This is a genomic window from Streptomyces fuscichromogenes, assembly GCF_014645815.1.
GTDB lineage: Bacteria > Actinomycetota > Actinomycetes > Streptomycetales > Streptomycetaceae > Streptomyces > Streptomyces fuscichromogenes.
Genome location: NZ_BMML01000025.1, coordinates 16,595 through 36,296 on the forward strand (window position 1 = coordinate 16,595; position 19,702 = coordinate 36,296).

General features: G+C 71.3%; 18 protein-coding genes. 11 read left to right on the forward strand and 7 right to left on the reverse strand.

Annotated features, from left to right (window positions below; genetic code table 11):
- Positions 1-75 precede the first annotated feature (75 nt).
- Positions 76-1,290, forward strand: a complete 1,215-nt coding sequence (gene nicT, locus IEZ11_RS39040) for a Nickel transporter NicT (RefSeq protein ID WP_189267772.1) — start codon at positions 76-78, stop codon at positions 1,288-1,290.
- A gap of 38 nt (positions 1,291-1,328) precedes the next feature.
- Here the strand turns inward: nicT and IEZ11_RS39045 are convergent, their stop codons facing one another.
- Positions 1,329-1,697, reverse strand: coding sequence for a VOC family protein (locus tag IEZ11_RS39045; protein WP_189267773.1), 369 nt, complete (start codon positions 1,695-1,697; stop codon positions 1,329-1,331).
- 63 nt (positions 1,698-1,760) lie between these two features.
- On the opposite strand from IEZ11_RS39045, the gene IEZ11_RS39050 reads away from it, so the two are divergent.
- On the forward strand, positions 1,761-2,219 hold the full coding sequence (locus IEZ11_RS39050) for a MarR family winged helix-turn-helix transcriptional regulator (protein ID WP_189267774.1): 459 nt from the start codon (positions 1,761-1,763) through the stop codon (positions 2,217-2,219).
- A 350-nt stretch (positions 2,220-2,569) separates the two neighbouring features.
- Here IEZ11_RS39050 and IEZ11_RS39055 read toward each other — a convergent pair whose 3' ends face one another.
- Positions 2,570-3,298, reverse strand: coding sequence for a dienelactone hydrolase family protein (locus tag IEZ11_RS39055; protein ID WP_189267775.1), 729 nt, complete (start codon positions 3,296-3,298; stop codon positions 2,570-2,572).
- Positions 3,299-3,476: 178 nt separating this feature from the next.
- Positions 3,477-3,983 carry a hypothetical protein gene (locus IEZ11_RS39060; RefSeq protein WP_189267776.1) on the reverse strand — a complete coding sequence of 169 codons (507 nt, stop codon included), beginning with the start codon at positions 3,981-3,983 and terminating at the stop codon, positions 3,477-3,479.
- 495 nt (positions 3,984-4,478) lie between these two features.
- Between IEZ11_RS39060 and IEZ11_RS39065 the strand changes: the two genes are divergently transcribed.
- The gene (locus IEZ11_RS39065; protein WP_189267777.1) at positions 4,479-5,381 is read left to right on the forward strand and encodes a helix-turn-helix transcriptional regulator; all 903 of its coding nucleotides are present in this window, start codon (positions 4,479-4,481) and stop codon (positions 5,379-5,381) included.
- 247 nt (positions 5,382-5,628) lie between these two features.
- Here IEZ11_RS39065 and IEZ11_RS39070 read toward each other — a convergent pair whose 3' ends face one another.
- The gene (locus IEZ11_RS39070) at positions 5,629-5,802 is read right to left on the reverse strand and encodes a hypothetical protein (RefSeq protein WP_189267778.1); all 174 of its coding nucleotides are present in this window, start codon (positions 5,800-5,802) and stop codon (positions 5,629-5,631) included.
- A gap of 364 nt (positions 5,803-6,166) precedes the next feature.
- On the opposite strand from IEZ11_RS39070, the gene IEZ11_RS39075 reads away from it, so the two are divergent.
- From IEZ11_RS39075 to IEZ11_RS39090, 4 genes are all read left to right on the forward strand, one after another.
- Positions 6,167-7,768 carry a bifunctional 3-(3-hydroxy-phenyl)propionate/3-hydroxycinnamic acid hydroxylase gene (locus IEZ11_RS39075; protein ID WP_189267779.1) on the forward strand — a complete coding sequence of 534 codons (1,602 nt, stop codon included), beginning with the start codon at positions 6,167-6,169 and terminating at the stop codon, positions 7,766-7,768.
- An 8-nt stretch (positions 7,769-7,776) separates the two neighbouring features.
- The gene (locus IEZ11_RS39080) at positions 7,777-8,640 is read left to right on the forward strand and encodes an alpha/beta fold hydrolase (protein ID WP_189267780.1); all 864 of its coding nucleotides are present in this window, start codon (positions 7,777-7,779) and stop codon (positions 8,638-8,640) included.
- On the forward strand, positions 8,637-9,647 hold the full coding sequence (locus tag IEZ11_RS39085) for a VOC family protein (RefSeq protein ID WP_189267781.1): 1,011 nt from the start codon (positions 8,637-8,639) through the stop codon (positions 9,645-9,647). Before IEZ11_RS39080 ends, IEZ11_RS39085 begins: the two co-directional genes overlap by 4 nt.
- 192 nt (positions 9,648-9,839) lie before the next feature.
- Positions 9,840-10,022 carry a hypothetical protein gene (locus IEZ11_RS39090; protein WP_189267782.1) on the forward strand — a complete coding sequence of 61 codons (183 nt, stop codon included), beginning with the start codon at positions 9,840-9,842 and terminating at the stop codon, positions 10,020-10,022.
- Positions 10,023-10,176: 154 nt separating this feature from the next.
- Here the strand turns inward: IEZ11_RS39090 and IEZ11_RS39095 are convergent, their stop codons facing one another.
- Together IEZ11_RS39095 and IEZ11_RS39100 are read right to left on the reverse strand one after the other, a co-directional pair.
- Positions 10,177-11,403 (reverse strand): YyaL domain-containing protein, encoded by a 1,227-nt coding sequence (locus IEZ11_RS39095; RefSeq protein ID WP_189267783.1) that lies wholly within the window; start codon positions 11,401-11,403, stop codon positions 10,177-10,179.
- Positions 11,404-11,603: 200 nt separating this feature from the next.
- Entirely contained in the window at positions 11,604-12,269 is a 666-nt protein-coding gene (locus IEZ11_RS39100; RefSeq protein ID WP_189267784.1) for a DUF4097 family beta strand repeat-containing protein, read from the reverse strand.
- Positions 12,270-12,507: 238 nt separating this feature from the next.
- Here IEZ11_RS39100 and IEZ11_RS39105 point away from each other — a divergent pair, with 238 nt between their 5' ends.
- From IEZ11_RS39105 to IEZ11_RS39120, 4 genes are all read left to right on the forward strand, one after another.
- Entirely contained in the window at positions 12,508-13,254 is a 747-nt protein-coding gene (locus IEZ11_RS39105; RefSeq protein WP_189267785.1) for a GbsR/MarR family transcriptional regulator, read from the forward strand.
- Positions 13,255-13,645: 391 nt separating this feature from the next.
- On the forward strand, positions 13,646-15,064 hold the full coding sequence (locus tag IEZ11_RS39110; RefSeq protein ID WP_229713629.1) for a lamin tail domain-containing protein: 1,419 nt from the start codon (positions 13,646-13,648) through the stop codon (positions 15,062-15,064).
- A 201-nt stretch (positions 15,065-15,265) separates the two neighbouring features.
- Complete coding sequence (locus IEZ11_RS39115) at positions 15,266-16,321, forward strand: hypothetical protein (RefSeq protein WP_189267787.1); 1,056 nt, start codon at positions 15,266-15,268, stop codon at positions 16,319-16,321.
- Between the two features lie 109 nt (positions 16,322-16,430).
- Positions 16,431-17,456: an alcohol dehydrogenase gene (locus IEZ11_RS39120; RefSeq protein WP_189267788.1), complete on the forward strand. Its 1,026-nt coding sequence runs from the start codon at positions 16,431-16,433 to the stop codon at positions 17,454-17,456.
- A gap of 342 nt (positions 17,457-17,798) precedes the next feature.
- Here IEZ11_RS39120 and IEZ11_RS39125 read toward each other — a convergent pair whose 3' ends face one another.
- Positions 17,799-19,592 carry a SpoIIE family protein phosphatase gene (locus IEZ11_RS39125; protein WP_189267789.1) on the reverse strand — a complete coding sequence of 598 codons (1,794 nt, stop codon included), beginning with the start codon at positions 19,590-19,592 and terminating at the stop codon, positions 17,799-17,801.
- Between the last annotated feature and the right edge of the window lie 110 nt (positions 19,593-19,702).

Below are 19,702 nucleotides of genomic sequence, written 5' to 3' on the forward strand. Positions count from 1 at the left end.
CGTCGGATCTCAAGCCGTTCGTTGCAGAACGCCCGTCAACTCGTCCTGTCAGACGCATTTCAAGGAGTGAAGACGATGGCCGACGTCAATGTCTCCGTGATTCGAGCCGGTGTCGTGCCGCCCTCGACCCTCACCTGGCGACGAGAGGACACCTGGAGGACGGCAGGACTCCTGGCCGTGATCGTGGCCTTCCATGTCGTCGGGTTCGGAATCCTCGCGGCACTGGTGATGCCACATCACTTCCACGTCGGTTCACAGGTGTTCGGCCTGGGCCTGGGCATCACCGCCTACACCCTGGGGATGCGGCACGCCTTCGACGCGGACCACATCGCGGCGATCGACAACACCACCCGCAAACTGATGTCGGACGGCAGGCGGCCCATATCGGTGGGATTCTGGTTCGCGCTCGGCCACTCCACGATCGTGATCCTCCTGGCGGCAGGCATCGCGTCCGGGGTCAGGCTCACGACCACGCTGACCGAGGACGGCGGCGCCGTGCGCCACGATCTCGGCATCGTCTCCACCCTCGCGTCAGGCGGATTCCTCTACCTCATCGCGGCACTGAACCTCGTGGCGTTGTTCGGGATCCGGGGCGTGTTCCGGCAGATGCGGGCGGGTGTCCTCGACGAGAGCGAACTCGAGAAGCACCTGGAAAGTCGCGGATTCATGAGCAGGATCCTCGGGCCGCTGACCCGTTCCGTACGACGTCCCGGCCAGATGTACTTCGTCGGGTTCCTGTTCGGCGTCGGCTTCGACACGGCCACCGAGGTCACCCTGATGGTGATGGCCGGATCCGGTGCCGCCGCGGGCCTTCCCTGGTACGCAGTCGTGTGCCTTCCGCTGCTTTTCGCCGCCGGCATGAGCCTGTTCGACACGATCGACGGAACGTTCATGAACTTCGCCTACCAGTGGGCGTTCTCCAACCCGATCCGCAAGGTCTACTACAACCTCAGTATCACCGGTCTCTCCGTCGCGGTCGCCTTTCTCATCGGCAGCATCGAACTCGTCGGCCTCGTACACGATCAGCTCGACCTGGCCGACCCGGTGACCGGTTGGATCTCCGGCATCAGCCTCGACAACGTGGGCTTCGTCATCGTCGCGCTGTTCGTCGCGGCCTGGGCGATCGCCATCGGCTACTGGCGGTTCGCGAAGGTCGACCAACGCCGGCCCCTGGGTGCCATCGGCTCGACCCACCCCGCTGATCGGACCGGCTGTACCGCCGACCTCACGCTCGGACCCTGCTGCACGCGCGGATCAGGCCGCCCCGACATGTCCCGGCGCCCCGCCTGACTCCCTTCGCGGCAGAACCGAGGACCGCGTCCCGTCGGTCAGGCTCGGTCGTGGAGCGTGACCTGGTAGCCGTCGGGGTCGGCGAAGGTGAAGGTCCGGCCGAAGGGGCCGTCGACCGGTGCGGAGACGATGGTGCGGCCGTCGGCGACGAGCGCGTCGTGGATGGTCTGGACGTCGGTGGCGTGGAGCCAGATCGCGGTACCGATGCCGGGCCGGCCGACGGACGCGAGGTCGGTGCCGGGAATGACGTCGCGCAGTGCGAACGCGATCGGCTTCGTCTCGAAGACGACGGCGTGCGGAGGTCCGGCCGGCGAGCGGACGAGGCCCAGGTACTGCTCGTAGAACGCCTGCGACGCGTCGAGGTCGCGCACCTGGAACGAGATGAAGTCGGGGCCGGTGGCAGGCATGGTGATGCTCCTTCGTCGTGTGTCAGTTTTCTGACACGCGGCAAGCTATGTCAGAATGCTGACATGAGTCAAGAAGGTGTCGGCGTCGACCTGGAGACGTCACTGGGCTACCTGCTCAAAGAAGCGTCGAGCGCCCTCCGCGTGGCCATGGAGGAAGTGCTGCGGCCGCTCGGGATGAGCGTGACGCACTACTCCTGCCTCGAACTGCTGGCGCAGCGGCCGGGCTTGTCGAACTCGGAGCTGGCGCGGGGCGCGTTCGTGACACGGCAGACGATGAACGTGCTGCTCCAGACACTGGAGCGAGACGGCTACGTGACCAGGCCCGCGGAGGCGCCCGTCGGGAAGGCGCTTCCCGCGCGGCTCACGCCTCGCGGCCGACGAAGCCTGGAGAAGGCGAGCGCGGCCGTCCGGTCCGTCGAGGCCGGAATGCTGGCCGGCCTGACCGGGACCGAGCAGTCGGAGGCGTTCCGGATCCTGCGGAGCATGATCCATTCCCTGCGCGGTGCCGACGAGGGCGCATAGCTCGATCCGCGCCGCACGTCTCGTCGCGTCGGCCGGTACGTGCAACGGTGCGGCCGGAGGGGGATCGGCCGACGTGACCGGGAGTTCCGGCCGAGAGGGTCAGAGCGGGGCGGACGTGGCTTCGGGGAGGGGAGCGGCACTGCCCCGGTCTCCGACGACGCCGGTGGTGCCGTCGCGTCGGGGAAGGCACCGAGGAGCGGCAGCCGGCCGGGGCGAGGTCGGCACGCCCCGTGGAACTGCACGGGACGGTGGTCCGGTTCGCAGTGGGTTCCCCGGCCGGCACCGAAGGCACGCCCGCGCGAAGGAGTTCCCTTCGGCGCACCGTGTGGTGACGTCGTGTCAGCTCGGATTCAGCCCAGATGCCGGGCGAAGAACCGCCGCGAGCTGTCCACTTCGAAGAGCGGCACGTCCCCGTGTCCGCCGGGGTTGGCGTGCAGTGTCTTCTCGGTCGAGGCCAGCGCGTCGAACAGTGCCAGGCTCTGGTCCCGTGGCACCAGCTGGTCGTCCCACTGGACCAGGAACCGCACCGGCACGGTGATCCGCGCGGCGTCCTCGGCCAGTCCGTGCACGCCGAGCAGGCCCAGTACCGCGGCGCGGATCCGGGGCTCCGCGGCGATGAGCGGGAGGCCCAGACCGCAGCCCATCGACATGCCGCAATAACCCACCGGGCCGACGCCGACCTGGTCGAGGCGCTGGACCGCGGTCAGGACCGCCTGCCAGTCCGCGACGGCCCGGGGAGCCAGGCAGCCGTGCATGCCGGCGACGAGCGCGCCTGGATCCTCACCGGCGGCCAGGCCTGCGCGCAGCCCGGCAGCGATCCTGCCGAACTCGTCGTCCTGGGGCCGGTCGCCGTGGTGGGGCGCGTCGATCGCCACAACGGCGAAACCCCCGGCGGCGTAGCGGCGCGCACGGGACACGTTGCCGGGGGCCGTCTTGTGCTGCCCGCCGCCGTGGCCCAGAAGGATCAGGGGACGGGTGCCGCGGGCGTCTTCCGGCGTCCAGAGCACGCCGGGGATCTCGTCGAGGTGGAAGAACTGTTCGGTGACGCCGTCCGACGACGTCTGGGAGGTGAAGCGCATCAGCGTTCCAAGCCCTTCGGGATGCCTTGTGCGGGCGCTCCCTAGGCCATGCGAAGGAGGGAGTCCCGACCTGTCACAGCGTTGATCGGTCTCACCTCCTTGAACTCGCAGTGGTGCACAGCGACGCCGAAGATAGCACGGAGATCATGACGCGCGTGGCGGGGAGACGGCCGGTGAGTCAGGACTGGACGTAGACGGTCAGCCATTCCGCTTCCCGTGGCCGGTAGGCGTAGCGGTCCCACAGCCCCGACACGATCGCCGGGACGTGGCCGGCTCCGTAGACGACGGCCACCCGGATCGACTCGCTGCCGCGTTCCGTGTGGATCTCACCGAGCGCGTCGAGCAACCGCTGGTCGCGCCGATCGCTCATCGCGTGGTCCACGGGATGGTCGGCCAGCATCTCCGCCCGCAGTGTCGACGGCAGGTCCTCGACCTCCAGATCCTCGTCGAAGAAGGCACGCGGACCGCGCAGCGCGAACACCAGACCCATCACCGGAGCGCTGATCATGAGCAGCACGTACATCCACCGCGGCAGTGTCCTCAGGTCCGCCATCGCCTCCGCCGCGGTGACATCGGGGTTGATGACCGGCACGTCCTTGGGAAGCAGCAGTTCGTCGCGCTGTTCCTGCAGACCGTTGCGGCGCCGCCGCGGGGCGAACCGGTAGGCGAGCGTGAGGGCGCTCACGCCTGCCGATCTCCCTCGGATTCCCTCCATCACGATGAGGTCGCATGCTCTGAGCCTGATGCGGACCTGGGAGTAGAACGTCGGCGAAGCCACGTGCAGCATCGGGAAGATCACGAATTCAAGCGGCGCTCCGCTCCGTCTCATGGTGATGGCAGCGGATCGGACGGAATATCCGTTCACCTCGATGATCTGCATGTTTCCCCCCCGTGAAACGCGCCCGGCCGCCGGAACCGAGGTCGGCTGCGCAGGCAGCCGTCGCCGTCGCCCCCACGCCGTCATCGCCCTCCTCAGTAAACGGGCCCCGATGCTCTGATCACCAGCCTCCGTGAGCGAGCAGGGGAAATCGTCGGCGTTGCCTTGGCGGTCGGGGGAGGGCGGCGATGGCCACCGACGAAGAGGCCTGCTCGAAAGGGGAGTTGAACAGCGAACCGCGACGCCGGCGGCATAGCTGTGACGCGTTCGGCCGCTCGCCGCCGCCGGTAACATCTCCCATCGATGACAACAGGTACGGTCAGCAGCTTCGGCATCGCCTTACGCGGCTGGCGTGAGCGGGTGTCGCCGTCGGAGGCGGGCCTGGCGGTCGTGCCCGGCGCCGAGACCGGCCGGCGGGTGCGTGGGCTGCGCCGCGCCGAACTGGCCACCGCGGCGGGGCTGTCGGTGGACTACGTCGTACGGCTGGAGCAGGGCCGCGCCCGCCATCCCTCACCCCAGGTCGTCGCCGCGCTGGCCCGGGTCCTGAGACTGAGCGCCGCCGAACGTGACCATCTCTTCCGCTGCGCCGACCTCATGCCGCCCTCCTCGGGGAACATCCCCCTCGACGTACCGTCACGGGTGGAACGGCTCGCGCACCGCATGGGCGGGAACCCGGTCGCGGTCTTCGCCGCCGACTGGACGCTGGTGAGCTGGAACGCGATGTGGACCGCCACGATCGGCGAGCCGGGCGTGTACGGCTGGGCGGGGCGCAACCTCGTCGCCGGGATGTTCCGGTCGGTCGGCGGCCGTAGACCCGAGTCCATCGCGGCCTGGCCCGTCCGGTCCTGTCTGGGCGACCGCGCAGAGGAGGAGGCGCTCGTGGCCGACCTGCGCGTCACCGCCGCCGCTTATCCCGCCGACGTCCGGCTGGCCGCCCTCGTCGACGGGATGATCCGTGCCAATCCGCGTTTCGCCCGGCTGTGGTCCGGTGGGTCCGCCGGCGCCGTGGGCGGCGACCGCAAGACGGTCGTGCACCCATTGGTCGGCGACATCGAGCTGGAACTGGACATCCTGACGGTCGCCGGCACCGACTTCCGCGTCGCCGCCTACACCGCTGACCAGGACACCGCCCACGAGTCCAAACTGGACACGCTCCGCGCGGGCCTGCCCGTCCCGCCACCGCCGACCGGCAGCCGACGCGCCTGACCGGCAGCCCGGTCGACCACCGTCCGAGAACGCGAAACGGGGTACCACCCTCGGCTCCACCGATGGACGGGGTCCGCCCGGAGGGCGACCTCGTGGGGCGGTACGCCGATGTTGACCAGGGCCATGGACAGGCCGAGGCGATGCGGGACGGACATCGCCGTGCCGGCGCCCGGAGAGCACGCGCCGGTCAGACGCCATGTGGTGGGGGTGGGAATCGCCGGACGCCGCGCGGTCGCTGAACGCGTGGTCAGCGCCGCCTGCGGTACGACCAGCCGCTGCCGATTCCCGCCACGTGCAGGGCCAGGGCGGTCAGTCCCAGCAGCATCATGTTCGTGGAGGTGAACGTGTCATTGGTGCTGATGTCCGCCGCGTTGACCAGAAAGGCGATGAAGAACAGCACGGCCGCCACGATGCCGATCATGAACAGGCTCCTCTCGAAGGGGTGAATCCCGTATGCCCGCACCACACCTCCACACTCCTGTCGCGGGGTGACGTCGAGGAGCGGCTCCTCCCGTCCGGCGCCGGCCGTGGGCGGGTCCCGGCTTCCAGGACGCGGGTCGGGGCGGACGTGAGCGGGTCCGCACGAGGCGCGGTATCGCGTTCTTGATGAGGCCGTCCGGGGGTGCGGCGGTGGCCCCCATGACAACCCGGAAGGTCTTCCGCCGGGCGGTCCGCCGTCCGTCGCCACGACTACTTGACCCGTGCTGACACCCACCTTACCGTAGCGCATGCTCCAATTGGAGTGAGCGTTACGTCAATGGCAGGGACGACAGTGAGGTGGCTCGGTGGGCGGAACAAGTGCCAGGGGTGGAGCCGACGACGGCGCCCATGACGTGGCGGTGATCGGCTACGGGCCCACGGGGGTGACCGCGGCGAACCTGCTGGGCGGCATGGGGCTGCGGGTCGTCGTCGTGGAACGGGACGCGGAGATCTTCTCCCGGGCGCGGGCGATCTCCACGGACGAGGAGGTCATCCGGATCTGGCAGCGCATCGGTCTGGCCGAGCGACTGAAGCAGGACATGCTCGCCGAGCGGCCGCTCGACTTCGTGGACGCCCGGGGCCGCACCTTCCTCAGCGCCCGCCCCGCCCCGCGCGGACACGGGCATCCGCCGCAGATGTTCCTCTACCAGCCCGCGCTGGAGCAGGTGCTGCGCGAGGGCGTCGAGCGCTACCCGAACGTGACGGTACTGCTGCGCCACGAGTGCCTGCGGACACGGCAGGACGCGGACGGTGTCGAGTTGACGGTGGCGCGGACCGGCGAGGACTCGGTACGGCGGCTGCGCGCGCGGTACGTGATCGCGGCGGACGGCGGCTCCAGCCTCACCCGGGCCCAGCTGAACGTGGGGTACGAGGGGCGGACGTACGAGGACCGCTGGGTCGTCATCGACACCGAGATGCTCAAGCCGTGGCCGGACCACGACCGCCTGCGCTTCCGCTGCGACCCGGCCCGCCCGGCCGTGGACTGCCCGACTCCGCTGGGACACCACCGGTGGGAGTTCCCGATCCTCCCCGGCGACGACGAGAGAGGGCTGACCACCGACGACGCCATCTACGCGATGGTGTCCCGGTACGGCATCGGCCGGGACCAGATCAAGATCCTGCGGGCGACGGTGTACAGCCACCACGTCCGTTTCGCCGCCCGGTTCCGGGTGGGCAGGGTCTTCCTGGCCGGGGACGCCGCGCACGCCATGCCGCCGTGGATCGGGCAGGGTATGGCGGCCGGGGTGCGGGACGCGGCCAACCTGTGCTGGAAGCTCGCCGCCGTGCTGCGCGGCGAGCTGCCGGAGCCGGTCCTGGACTCCTACGAGGCGGAGCGCAAGCCGCACGTGAAGGAGGTGACGCGGCGGGCGGTGCTCGTGGGCCGCATCATCACCGAACGCCGGCTCCCGGTGGCCCGGGTCCGGGACACGGCACTGCGTGCGATCCGCCCGGTGTCGAGCCTCACCTCCAGGCTGGTGGACTCGAACTGGATACCGGTCGCGTCCTACGCCAAGGGTTTCCAGGCACGCCCGAGCGCCAAGGCTTCCGGACACCAGATCCCGCAGCCCTGGGTGATCCGCTCCGACGGGGAGCGAGTCCGGCTGGACGACGTGCTCGACGGCCGCTGGCTGCTGCTGCGCCTCGGCCCGCCCTGCCCGCAGCAGGCCTGGGAGCGGGCCGGTGTGCCCTCCCTGGCCGTCCTCCCGGCGGGCTCACGGCCCGCCGAGGGCGCCGTGGTCGACGGTGACGGCGTGCTGCCGGCCTGGCTGGCGGAGCGAGACGTGACGACCGTCGTCCTGCGCCCCGACGCCTATGTCTACGCCGCCGCGTCCGCCGGTGCCCAACTCCCCCCGCCGCCGGCCGGGTTCGAGCCCGCCTCGCGACCCGCCGTCGTCTCCGCCCAGTGAGGACCCCCATGACCACGCAGAACCAGCCGCCGTCGACGCACGATTGCCTGCTCGATGTCGCGGGCAGGAAGATCTTCGTCGCTCAGACCGGTGACGGCCCGCCCGTCCTGCTCCTGCACGGCGGCGGCCCCGGCGCCTCCGGCGTCGCCAACTACAGCCGCAACATCGCCGAGTTGGCCAAGGAGTACCGGGTCATCGTCCCCGACCTGCCCGGCTACGGCCGCAGCAGCAAGGGCGTCGACGGGAGCGACCCGTTCGGCTTCCTCGCCGACCACATCCGGGGCGTGCTGGACCGACTCGGCCTGGACAAGGCCCACCTGGTCGGCAACTCCTACGGCGGGGCCTGCGCACTGCGGCTCGCCCTGGACACCCCCGACCGGGTCGACCGGATGGTCCTGATGGGCCCCGGCGGCATCGGCACCACCCGCACCCTGCCCACCCCCGGTCTCAACAGCCTTCTCGACTACTACGGCGGGGACGGCCCTTCGCGGCCGAAGCTGGAGAGGTTCATCCGCACCCATCTCGTCTTCAACGCGGCGGAGGTGCCCGAGTCGGTCATCGACTCCCGCTACCGGGACAGCATCGATCCCGAGGTCGTCGCGAACCCGCCGCTGACCCGGCCGGCGTCCCTGCGGACCGTGTGGAAGACGGACTTCACCCGCGACCGGCGCCTGGCACGGCTTCCGGTGCCGACCCTGGTGCTGTGGGGTGCCGCGGACCAGGTCAACCGGCCCGCCGGCGGCCGGATGCTGGCCGAGCGCATGCCCGACTGCGACCTGTACATGGTGGCGAACACCGGGCACTGGGTGCAGTGGGAGCGTGCCGAACTGTTCAACAGCCTGTGCGCGGACTTCCTGGCAGGCCGGCGATGAGCAGTCCTGCCGCGTCGGTCTTCGGAGCCGTCCACCTCGGCCACCTCGTCATCGAGACGAACAGGTTCGCCGACTGGCGACGCTTCGGCCGGGACGCCATCGGCATGCACCGGGACGACCTCTCCCACGATCTGACGCGCTTCCGCCTCGACGACCACGAGTGCCGCTTCCTGCTGCGGCGCGGTCCGGCCGAGGATGTCGTCGCCGTCGGCTGGCACCTCGACGACCACACCACCTTCGAGCAGATCGAGGCCAGGGTGCGTGCCCACGGCGTCCCCGCCGTCGAGGGCAGCGCCGAGGAGGCGGAACTGCGCGGGGTCGAACGCCTGCTCCGCTTCCCCGGCCCCAAGGGCATCACGCAGGAGATCTGCACCACCCCGGTCATCTCTTCGGAGCCCCTGAGGATGCTCGGCTCCGGCTGGGTCACCGGAGCCTCCGGGCTGGGCCATGTCGCGATCACCTCGGCCCGACCCGCCCTGATGCGGGGCTACTTCAGCACCGTCTTCGACGCCCGCCTGACGGACTGCATCGAGGAGACCATCAGCGGCGTCAAGCTCAGGATCCGCTTCCTGCGGGTCAACGAACGCCACCACTCCATCGCGATCGCCGCCGTCCGCGGCCTGCCGATCGACCCGGTCCGCACCCGCGTCCAGCACCTCAACATCCAGTGCGCCGGCCTGGACGACCTGGCCCGCAGCTACGCCCGCGTCCACGAACTCGGCTTCGACATGGCCCTGTCGATCGGCCGGCACACCAACGACAAGGAACTCTCCTTCTACGCCCGTACCCCCTCGGGCTTCGAGTGGGAGGTCGGCTGGAACCCCCTCGTCGTCGACGAGACGACCTGGGAACCCCGCACCCACCAGGGCATCAGCGACTGGGGCCACACCCCGGTCGGCCAGACCATCATCGACAGGCTCGACCAGTTCCGCCTCGGTGCCCGCTCCCTCCTCCACCCCGAGCAGACCGTCCCCGCGCTGAGCGGAGCCGGCCTCCCCGACGACTGACGTCCTGCCGGTCGGCTCCTGTGACACCGGGTCAATTACCTTGCGGATTTCTCAATTCGGCGCGACAAACGTGAAAGACGGCCAGAATGTGGCGGTGCGGGCCGGTGGTGTGGGGCGCCGGCTGTCGCGTGCTGTGAGAAGAGAGTTCCGTCTACAGGCAACGGCGTACGCTCCGCGTCGAAGGAGGGTGCCATGGCCGCTCATGCGAAAGCGATCGGTATCTGGTGGCTGGCCACGATGGCTGCCCTGACCACGGCGGTCATCGCGGTCGTCCTCGTGGTGCAGGCCGACTCGGGGGAGGCCTCCCCGCCACCGTCGTCTCCCCTCACCGCGCCCGCGACGGACGTACCGGGGACGGCGGACGCCGCACCCTAGGACCCGTCGACGCGCCCCGGCCCACCCCCGGGGTCGCCGACCCCGGACGGACTCGGTCGGCGGGCGGTCGGCAGCTGGTTGGCGGACGGGCCAGGGCGCAGTCGGCTCCGGCGGCGGCACCGGCCGTCCGTTCGTCCGTTCGTCCATCCCTCCGTCAGACCACGGACAGGTCGATGGCGCGGTCCAGGTCGTGGGGGCGCAGGACGCGCAGGATCGCTTCGAGGAGGTAGTAGTCGGCGTAGGGGAGGGAGATCTCGATGCCGTCCTCGGCGGGGCGGTTGCGGGTGCAGCGGGCGACGACGGCCTCGGCGCGGGTGGAGTGGGTGGTGAGGCAGGTCGTGCACAGCGCGTGCAGAATCCGCAGGGCGGTGGTGCGATAGGTGCCGGCACCGGTGGCGGCGGCCAGGTCGAGCAGCCCGCAGGCCATGACGGTCGCGGCGGAGGCGTCCTTGATGTCGTACGGCTGCTGCGGGGCGCGGTAGTCCCAGACGGGCACGTGGTCCGGGCCGAGGGTTCTGACGGCGTAGTCGGCGAGCGCGCGGGCGGTGGCGAGGAACTGGTGGTCGCCGGTGCGGCGGTACATGGTGGTGAACCCGTAGACGCCCCAGGCCTGGCCGCGGGCCCAGCAGGAGGTGGGACTGTAGCCCTGGACGGTGTTCGGGCCGATGGGGGTGCCGGTCACGGGGTCGAGGTCGTAGACGTGCGGGGTGGATCCGTCCGGTCGCGGGAAGAGGCGCCCGGCGGTCTGCGCGTGTCCCACCGCCGCGTCCATGAAGGCGCTGTCGCCGGTCTGCCGGGCGGCGAAGACCAGGAGGTCGAGGTTCATCATCGTGTCGATGATCATGCGCCCCGCGTTGTCGGGGGTGTTGAGCGCGCCCCAGGCCCGCAGGTAGCGGCCGCGGGGGTTGTAGCGCTGGAGCAGTGACCGCGCGGCCTGCACGGCGCCGTCCCGCCAGGACTCGTCGCCGGTCAGCCGCCAGGCGGTGACCCAGGACGGCGTGAAGAGGAACCCCAGATCGTGCGTGCCGGTGTCGTACTGGCGGGGGGCAAGTCGCGCGGCCGATGCGAGGGCGAGGCCGCGCAGGCTGTCGTCCCCGCTGTGCAGCCAGCTCAGCCACAGGACGCCCGGCCAGAATCCGCCGACCCAGTCGCCGTTCTGGGAGTAGACCCACTTCTCGAACTTCGTCCCGACGGGGAAGGCGGTCACCCCGGGCGCGACGGCACGCACCTTCGCCACCGCGTAGTCGGCCGCGTCGCGCAGCACCGCCTCCGTCGCCGTGGGCACCTGGCCGGTGAGCGCCTGCGCGGACTGAGGTACGGCGGCGTACGCCACCGCGGCGCCGCCTGCGGTGGCCAGCACGGCCCTGCGGGACATGTGCATGGGTGCCTTCCTCTCCAACTGGGCTGCTGCGTGAGGGAGTTGAAGGAGTCTCGCATGCCGGCACACGTGCGTACATACATGTGCGCAAGGTTCAAGTACATGAATTGTGGGGGAGGTTCGTTCGGTTCCGGCCGGCGACCGCCCGGAGGGGCCCGGCGCGGGTCGCCGGGCCCCTCCGGGCGGAGTGTCGATCGGCGGGTCTAGAGGCTGCGGGCGGTGATGTCGCCCCGAGGCGTCGTGGCGCGGATGTCGAGGTCGGTGCTGCCGTCGTTCTTGAGGGCGTTGCTGATACGGCCGTGGCCGGTGCCGGCGTCCAGGGCGGCCGAGACGCCGGGGGCGGCGGCGACCGAGATGTCGCCGTCCTGGGTGCGGAGTACGACCGTGCCGTGTACGGCCTCGCTGATCCGGATGTCGCCCCGTGCGGTGCTGATCTCCGCCGGGCCGCCCAGCCTGCCGACCTCCACATCGCCGTCGGTCGCGGTGAGGCGGAGGCTCGCGGCCTCGTCGATCTTGATCTGGCGGTACGCGCCGTCGAAGACCACGTCGCCGAGGCGTCCGACACCGCGCAGTTCGGTGCCGGCGGCCTTGACCTCGATGCGGGAGTCGGCGGGCAGTCGGACGGTGACCTCTACGGAGCCGGAGGGGCCGAAGAGCTGGCTGCCGGGGGTGCCGGCCGCGATCCGCAGGACGCCGTCGGAGTAGGAGACGGTGGTCTGTTCGGCCGTCTTGACGTCGCGGCTCTTGGCGGGGCCGGCGGGCAGGACCTCGACGGTGGTGTCGGTGCGGTCCGCGGCGATGAACTGGACGCGTCCGGCGGGGATGTCCAGGACGGCGGAGATCGGGGCGGGGGTGTCGAACTTCTGCATCGTGGTCTCCCGTGGTCGTTCATCGTTTCTGACATTGGAAACGCTACGTTGCCTTCGATGTCTCGGCAACGAGTTCGTTGCGTTGCATGGATATAACTGCAGTTCAAAGCCGAGAAAGTGTTGCAATGGAGTTCGACGTAACGCAACGTCAGGTTGTCGTTCGTTGCAATGAACAGGAAGTGAACGCTATGCTCGGGGAGTCAGGGACCGTCGCCGAGGGAACAGCCGGGAGATCGTGATGCCGGGAGGCAGGCTCAGTCAGCAGGAACGCCGGCAGATCGCGCTGGGGCTGGCCGACAGCCTCCCCTATGCCGAGATCGCCCGTCGCCTCGACCGTCCGACCTCGACGGTCACGCGCGAGGTGATGCGTAACGGCGGCCCCACCGCCTACCGCGCCGACCTGGCCCACCACGCCACCGAACGCCGCGCCCACCGGCGCCGGCCGGCCTCCTCCGGGGGGCCGGGGGTGCTGCCCCAGCCGCACGGACGCGACGCCGAGGCCGTCGCCGAGTACGAGGAGACGCTCACCACCGTCTTCATGCAGTCGGGTACGCCCAGGATGATGGCCAGGGTGCTGGCCTGTCTCTGTGTCAGCGACGCGGCCAGCCTCACCGCGTCCGAACTCGTCCAGCGGCTCCAGGTCAGCCCGGCGTCCGTCTCCAAGGCGGTCGCGTTCCTCGAGGAGCAGGGTCTCGTCCGCCGGGAGCGCGACGAACGCCGTCGCGAGCGTTATTTCGTCGACGACGACGTCTGGTACCAGTCGATGATGGCCAGCGCCCGCGGCACCGCCCAGGTCGCCGAGACCGCACGCCAGGGCGTCGCCGTCCTCGGCCCGCGCACGCCCGCCGCCGACCGCCTGGAGAACATCGCCCGCTTCCTCGACTTCGTCAGCGAGAGCATCGCCCGCGCCGCCGAGCAGGCCCGGGAAGTCCTGCACACCAGACCCGGGACACCCTCCGGCGACGATGCCGCCGCCGACCGGTGACGAAACTGACATTCTCGGCTGTTTCCCACAGCGAGACACAGGTGTATCCGAGTACCGCTCGATGGCATCCACAGCGGCGGCCGGTCGATTCATGTCCCTCAGGCAACGGGCAGGGAAACCGGGCGGCCGCGTCCACGGGAACCACTTCCGGAATTCCGCGCACCATTTCCGAAGGGACCGGAAAGAATTCTCGTCTCGTCCTGGTCATCGGCGCCGTGCTCGCCGTGCTCTGGACGGTGGCCCCGCGCGGGCCCGGCATGTCCCGCCGGTCCCGACGGTCCTGGCGGTTCGCTCACCGTTCATAACGTCCTCACCTGCACGAAGGCGGCCGTTCGAGCCGCGCCGGAATGTTCCTGGCGGCCTGTCACAACGAAACCCCAGGACGGATCTGGTGACCGAATCACGCGTTCGCCGGTGGCGCCGCAGCCTCCGTTTTCTGCTCGTCGCCGTCGCCGGACCGACGCTCGCCGTCGGCGCCCTGACGGTGTCCCCCGCCCACGCGGCGGCGGCCGACGACATCCGGATCAACGAGGTGGTGACCACCGGGGACGTCAACGACTCCGTGGAGCTCTACAACAAGGGCACCGCCACGGTGGATCTCTCCGGCTGGATCCTCCGGGACGACAACGACAGCTCCACGTACGCGATAGCCTCCGGCACCACGCTCGCCCCCGGCGGCTTCGTCGCCTTCGACGTGCACAACGCCTTCGGCCTGGGCTCCGACGACGAGGCACGGCTCTACCTCGCGGACGGCACCACCCTGGTCGACAGCTTCAGCTGGACCGCGCACTCCGACCCGTCGTGGTCGCGCTGCCCCGACGGCACCGGAACCTTCGGCTCGGCCGCGGTGACCCTCGGCGCCGCCAACGACTGCGGCTCCGGGGGCATTTCGGCGACGGCCTGGCCGGGCGGCGGCTCGGTCGCCACCGCCGACACCAAGAACGCCTTCGGCTCGGACCTCAGCGGCCTCTACCAGGAGGGGAGCGTGCTGTGGGCGGCGCAGAACAGCGGCAAGCTCTGGCGGCTGGTGCCGAACGGCTCCACCGCCTGGAAGGCCGACACCACGGGCGGCTGGACCTCCGGCAAGACGCTCAGGTTCCCGGGCGGTTCGGGCACGCCCGACGACGAGGGCGTCACGCTGACCGGCGCCGGCTCCAGCGGCGGCGTCTACGTGTCGAGTGAGCGCGACGCGGACTCGTCCGGCACCAGCCGGCTCTCCGTCCTCAGGTACGACGTCAGCGGCACCGCCACCACGCTCACCGCCACCACCGAGTGGAACCTGACCTCCGACCTGCCGGCGGTGGGCTCCAACCTCGGCCTGGAGGGCATCACCTGGGTCCCCGACGCCGCCCTGACCGCCGCCGGATTCAAGGACGCCTCCACCGGTGCCGCCTACGACCCGGCGAACTACGGCTCGCACACCGGCGGCGTGTTCTTCGTCGGCGTCGAGGGGACCGGCATGATCTACGGCTACGTCCTCAAGGACGGCGGCACCTTCACCCGGGTCGCGGCCGTCAGCAGCGGCATGGCCGGCGTCATGGAGCTCCAGTGGGAACCGCAGGCCTCCCGCCTCTGGGTGGTCTGCGACGACACCTGCTCCGGCCAGCACCGCACCATGCGGGTCGACTCCTCCGGCGTGCTCGCCACCACCGCGATCTACAACCGCCCCTCCGGCATGGACAACCTCAACAACGAGGGCTTCGCCGTATCCGGCTCCGACGCGTGCAGCGGCGGCACCAAGCCCGTGTACTGGTCCGACGACAGCAACGACAGCGGGCACGCGCTGCGCAGGGGCACCATCACCTGCTGACACAGGCGTTCCAGCGTGCGGAGCCGCGCTGTATCGTACCCGCGGCGCCTTCCGCACCACCTGAACACGGCATCAACTCCCTTACCGGCACGTCGACTTCACCGACGTGCCGGTTCCTTTCGCCACCCCCTCGGAGGAACCGTGGCAACCAGCCGTCCCCGCCTGTCTCGTGTGCCGCTGAACCGACGCAGATCCCTCGCCGTGACGGCCGTACTCGCCGCCGTCTGCTGCGCCGGCCTCGGCCGGCCGACCCCGGCCCGCGCGGACTCCGCCACCGACCGCGCCGCCCTCGCCCAGTGGTGGGCGCCGGTCAACTTCCAGGACGTCGACTCCACCGGCGAGACCGCGCTCGGCGGCAAGTCCGACTACATCACGTCGTACGACTACGACGGCGACCTCAACGGCCGCAACAACTGGGAGAACACCAGCCAGTTCCCGCTCGCCGCGCACGTCTACTACTCGGTCGTCCAGACCCCGTCCTTCTCCTACCTCCTGTACATGTACTTCCACCCGCGCGACTGGTCGGACGGAGTCCTCGACAACTACCAGGAGGACCTCACCGAGCACGAGAACGACGCCGAGGGCGTGCTCGTCGTCGTGGCCGACGACGGGTCCGCGCATGGGCAGTTGAAGGCCGCCGTCACCGTCGCGCACAGCAACTTCTACTCCTGGGTGCCGGCCGGCAGCGACTTCACGAGCGGGCAGGAGACCGTCGACGGCACGCTGAAGCTCCAGGGCGACCCGCACGACGACGGCCACGGACGCCCGTTCACGACCCAGCAGCCCAACACCCACGCCGCATGGGCCGAGGGCTACCTGTCCCAGGAGCGCAGCCAGTACGCGAGCGGCGACGGCATCGTCTACTACCCCGGCGCCACCGCCGAGGTGCCGTCCGGCTCCGACGACCGTGACGTGCAGTACACGCTGACCGACGTCTTCGCCGCGAACGGCATGTGGGCGAACCGCACCCTGACAACGTTGTTCGCGACGCCCGACAACTTCGCCGGCGACGACAGCGCCGACCCCTACGGTGCCAAGTGCGGCGCCGGCGGAGTCCTCGGCCCCGCCAACGGCGCCTGCGACACCGACGCCGCCAACCCGCCCTGGGCCTGGGACGACTCGAACGACCTGCCCGGCCGGGGCTACCTCGCCACCAACCCCGCCGAACTCGTCTGGGACTACTTCGACTGGTCCGGCAAGCCCTCCGCGCCGGACCTCGCCTACACCTGGGACCAGTACAACGGCATCACTTCCTGATCACCAGGTGCACCGGCGCGGGGCTCGACGCGCGCGATCGGGCCGGAGCTGGTGTGCTGGGTGAGGGGGCTTCGGACCGTACCCGTCGTACCCGTTCCGGGAGAGACGCATGAGTATCTACCGAGTCGCGCAGGTCACCGCCCTGGGCGGACCGTTCGAGATCGTCGAGCGGGAGGTGCCGAGGCCCGGCCCCCGACAGGTGCGGATCGCGGTGGAGGCGTGCGGCATCTGCCACAGCGACACCTTCTTCGTCACCGCCGCGCTGCCGGGCGTCACGTTCCCGGTGGTACCCGGGCACGAGATCGCCGGGCGGATCGAGGAACTCGGCGAGGGCCTCGACGGCTGGGGCCGGCAGCTCGGCGACCGGGTGGCGGTCGGCTGGTTCGGCGGCAGCTGCGGCCACTGCAAGCCCTGCCGCCAGGGCGACTTCATCGTCTGCGAGAACATGAAGACGCCCGGCTGGAGCTACGACGGCGGCTTCGGCGAGCAGGTGATCGCGCCGGCCGACGCCCTGGCCCGCATCCCCGACGGGCTGACCTCGGCCGACGCGGCCCCGATGGGCTGCGCGGGCGTGACCACCTTCAACGGCCTGCGGCGCAGCCCGGCGCAACCCGGTGACCTGGTCGCCGTCGTCGGGCTCGGCGGACTCGGCCACCTCGGGGTGAAGTACGCGGTGGCCATGGGCTTCGAGACGGTGGCCATCGCCCGAGGAGCAGAGAAGGCCGACTTCGCCAAGCAGCTCGGCGCCCACCACTACGTCGACTCCACGGCCGCCACCCCGGTCGCCGAAGCCCTCCAGTCGCTCGGCGGCGCCAAGGCCGTGCTGGCCACCGCGGGCAACTCCCGGGCGATCTCGGCGGCCATGGACGGGCTGGCCCCCAGGGGCGAGCTGGTGGTGGTCGGCATCGACCCCGAGCCGCTCGGGATCAGCCCGTTCCAGCTGGTCGGGACGGCGCGCGTGGTCCGCGGCCATCCGTCCGGCACCGCGCGGGAGGTGCAGGACACCATGGAGTTCAGCGCCCTGCACGGGATCCGCCCGACGATCGAGACCGTACCGCTGGAGCAGGCGGACGAGGCCTACCAGAAGATGGTCACCGGGGCCGCGCGCTTCCGGATGGTCCTCACCTACGACTGAGCGGACCGCCCGCACGGCACGTGCCGCCCGTGCGCCCCGGTCCGCATGCCGGTGCCTCGGCCGCCCGGCACAACGCGGTCCGACGCCGGCCGCAGCGGCTTGCCCGGCGGGTGCGGCGCCCAGCGGTGCACCTCACCGATCGGGTCCCCGGAGCCCCGGGGCAGCCGGTCCCCGAGCGCCCCGCTCCACGGCCGCCGCCGTGCCGTTCTCCTCGTGCCGCGTCCCCGGTCCTCACCGCTGATCGTCGCTGATCGTTTTCGTGGCGGTGCACGAGCCGCGCCTCGGCGGTGCCACCCGGCGGCCGGCGGCGCGGCGGGCGCACGCGGGCGCACGCGGGCGCGCTCAGCCTCGTACCGCGCGGGCCGCGAGCAGCGCGATGTCGTCCTCGGAGCCGCCGGCGAGACGCGCGAGGACCGTGTCGAGGATCTTGTCCAGCGGGTCGGTCGGGCACAGCGACAGTCCCGTCAGCCGCGCCAGGCCCCGGTCGATGTCCTCGCCGCGCCGCTCCACCAGCCCGTCCGTGTACAGGAGCAGCACCCCGCCGCGTTCCGGGGTGACGCGCTGCTCGTACCGGCCGAGCCCGCTGCCCAGCGGCGGGCCGACCGGCACCGGCACCAGCTCCATGTCGCCCTGCGGGGTGAGCCAGACCGGCGGCAGGTGCCCGGCGCTGGCATAGGTGAGCGTGGCCACGTCCGAGTCGCCGAGCGCGAGGAAGCAGGTGGCCACCCGCTCGAAGCCGGAGTCGGCGACCATGCGGTCCGCGTGCTGGAGGATACGGCGCGGCGAGAGCCCGGCGAGGGCGAGGGCGCGCAGCGTCGAACGGTAGTGGCTCATCGCCACCGCCGCGTCCACCCCGTGGCCCATCACGTCCCCGATGACCAGCATCGTGCGACCGTCGGGCAGCGCCAGGACGTCGTACCAGTCGCCGCCGATCATGGAGCCGTCGTCGGCGGGCCGGTAGCGGGCGGTGGTCTCCACCCCGGCGTGCTGCTGGAGCTGGCCCGGCTCGGCCAGCAGGGCCCGTTGCAGTTCCAGGGCCATGGTGTGCTCGCGTTCGAAGCGGACCGCGCGGTCCAGGGCACGCGCGGCGCGGGCGGCGAGTTCGCGGGCCACCGTGGCGTCCTCGTTCGAGAACGACCCGGAGTCGCCGGCACGGGCCAGCAGCAGAATGCCGAGCACCCGGCCGTCCGAGACCAGCGGGGCGAGCAGCACCGAGTGGACCCGGGCGGTCAGACACGCCCGAGCCGGGGGCCAGCGCGGGATCAGCGACCGCCACTGCGCCGCGGTGATCGCGTTGCGCCGCCAGATCCGGCCCGCCGCCAGGTTCCGCCGGGTCCCGGTGCCGCGCGGCCAGCCGACCAGCTCACCGCGCGCGTCCAGGGCCGCGAGGCCGGTGGCCAGCCCCGGACGGGTGGCGTACGCCGCGAGCCGGGTCGGCGCCCGCCGCGCCGACGCCGTGTCCGGCGGACTGAGCTCCACCCCGGCCGCGTCCGCCAGCTCGGGTACGACGAACTCCGCCAGCTCCCGGCAGGTCCCGGCGACGTCGGTGCCGGTGCCGATCCGGGAGGCGGCCGAGTCCAGCAACGCCAGCCGGCGGTGGGCGCGCTCCAGCTCGTACAGGTACTGCTGCGGCTCGCTGATCTCCAGGCCCACCGCGGCGACGCCCGCCACCTTGCCCGTGCTGTCGACGAGCCGGTGGTACACGCACCGCCACTCGCGGACCTGGTACGGCGAGTCCACCCAGGTCCGTCCGGTGACGATGGCCTCGCGCGGCCGTCCGTCGTGCATGACGTCCCGGAGCACCTGGTCGGGCCGCTGGATGTGCGGCAGCACCTCGCGCTGGGTGCGGCCGAGGTAGGCGGCGGCGGGCAGGCCGGTCATCCGGGCCATGTGCGGATTGACGTAGAGGTAGCGCAGCCGGGTGTCGAGGACGGCGAAACCGACGGCCGCGCCCTCGACGATGCCGCGCAGCATGTCGATGTAGCCGAGGTCGACGGGGGGCGTGCCCTCCGCCGCGGAAGCCGCCGACGCCGTCGAGGTGCCCCGCGCGACCGGTGCCGCCGGTGCGGCCGTGAGCCCCGACGCGGCCGGCCCGGCCGGTGCGGCCGGTCGTCGAGAGGAGGTGTCCCTGTCCACCCGGTCCTCCTCGCCTGCCCCTCCCTCGGCCGCCCTCATCGTGCCCCAGGTCCCGGCACACCGCATCCCGGGACCGGCACGGGTGTCTGTGCGGGGACGCTCCGAGACTC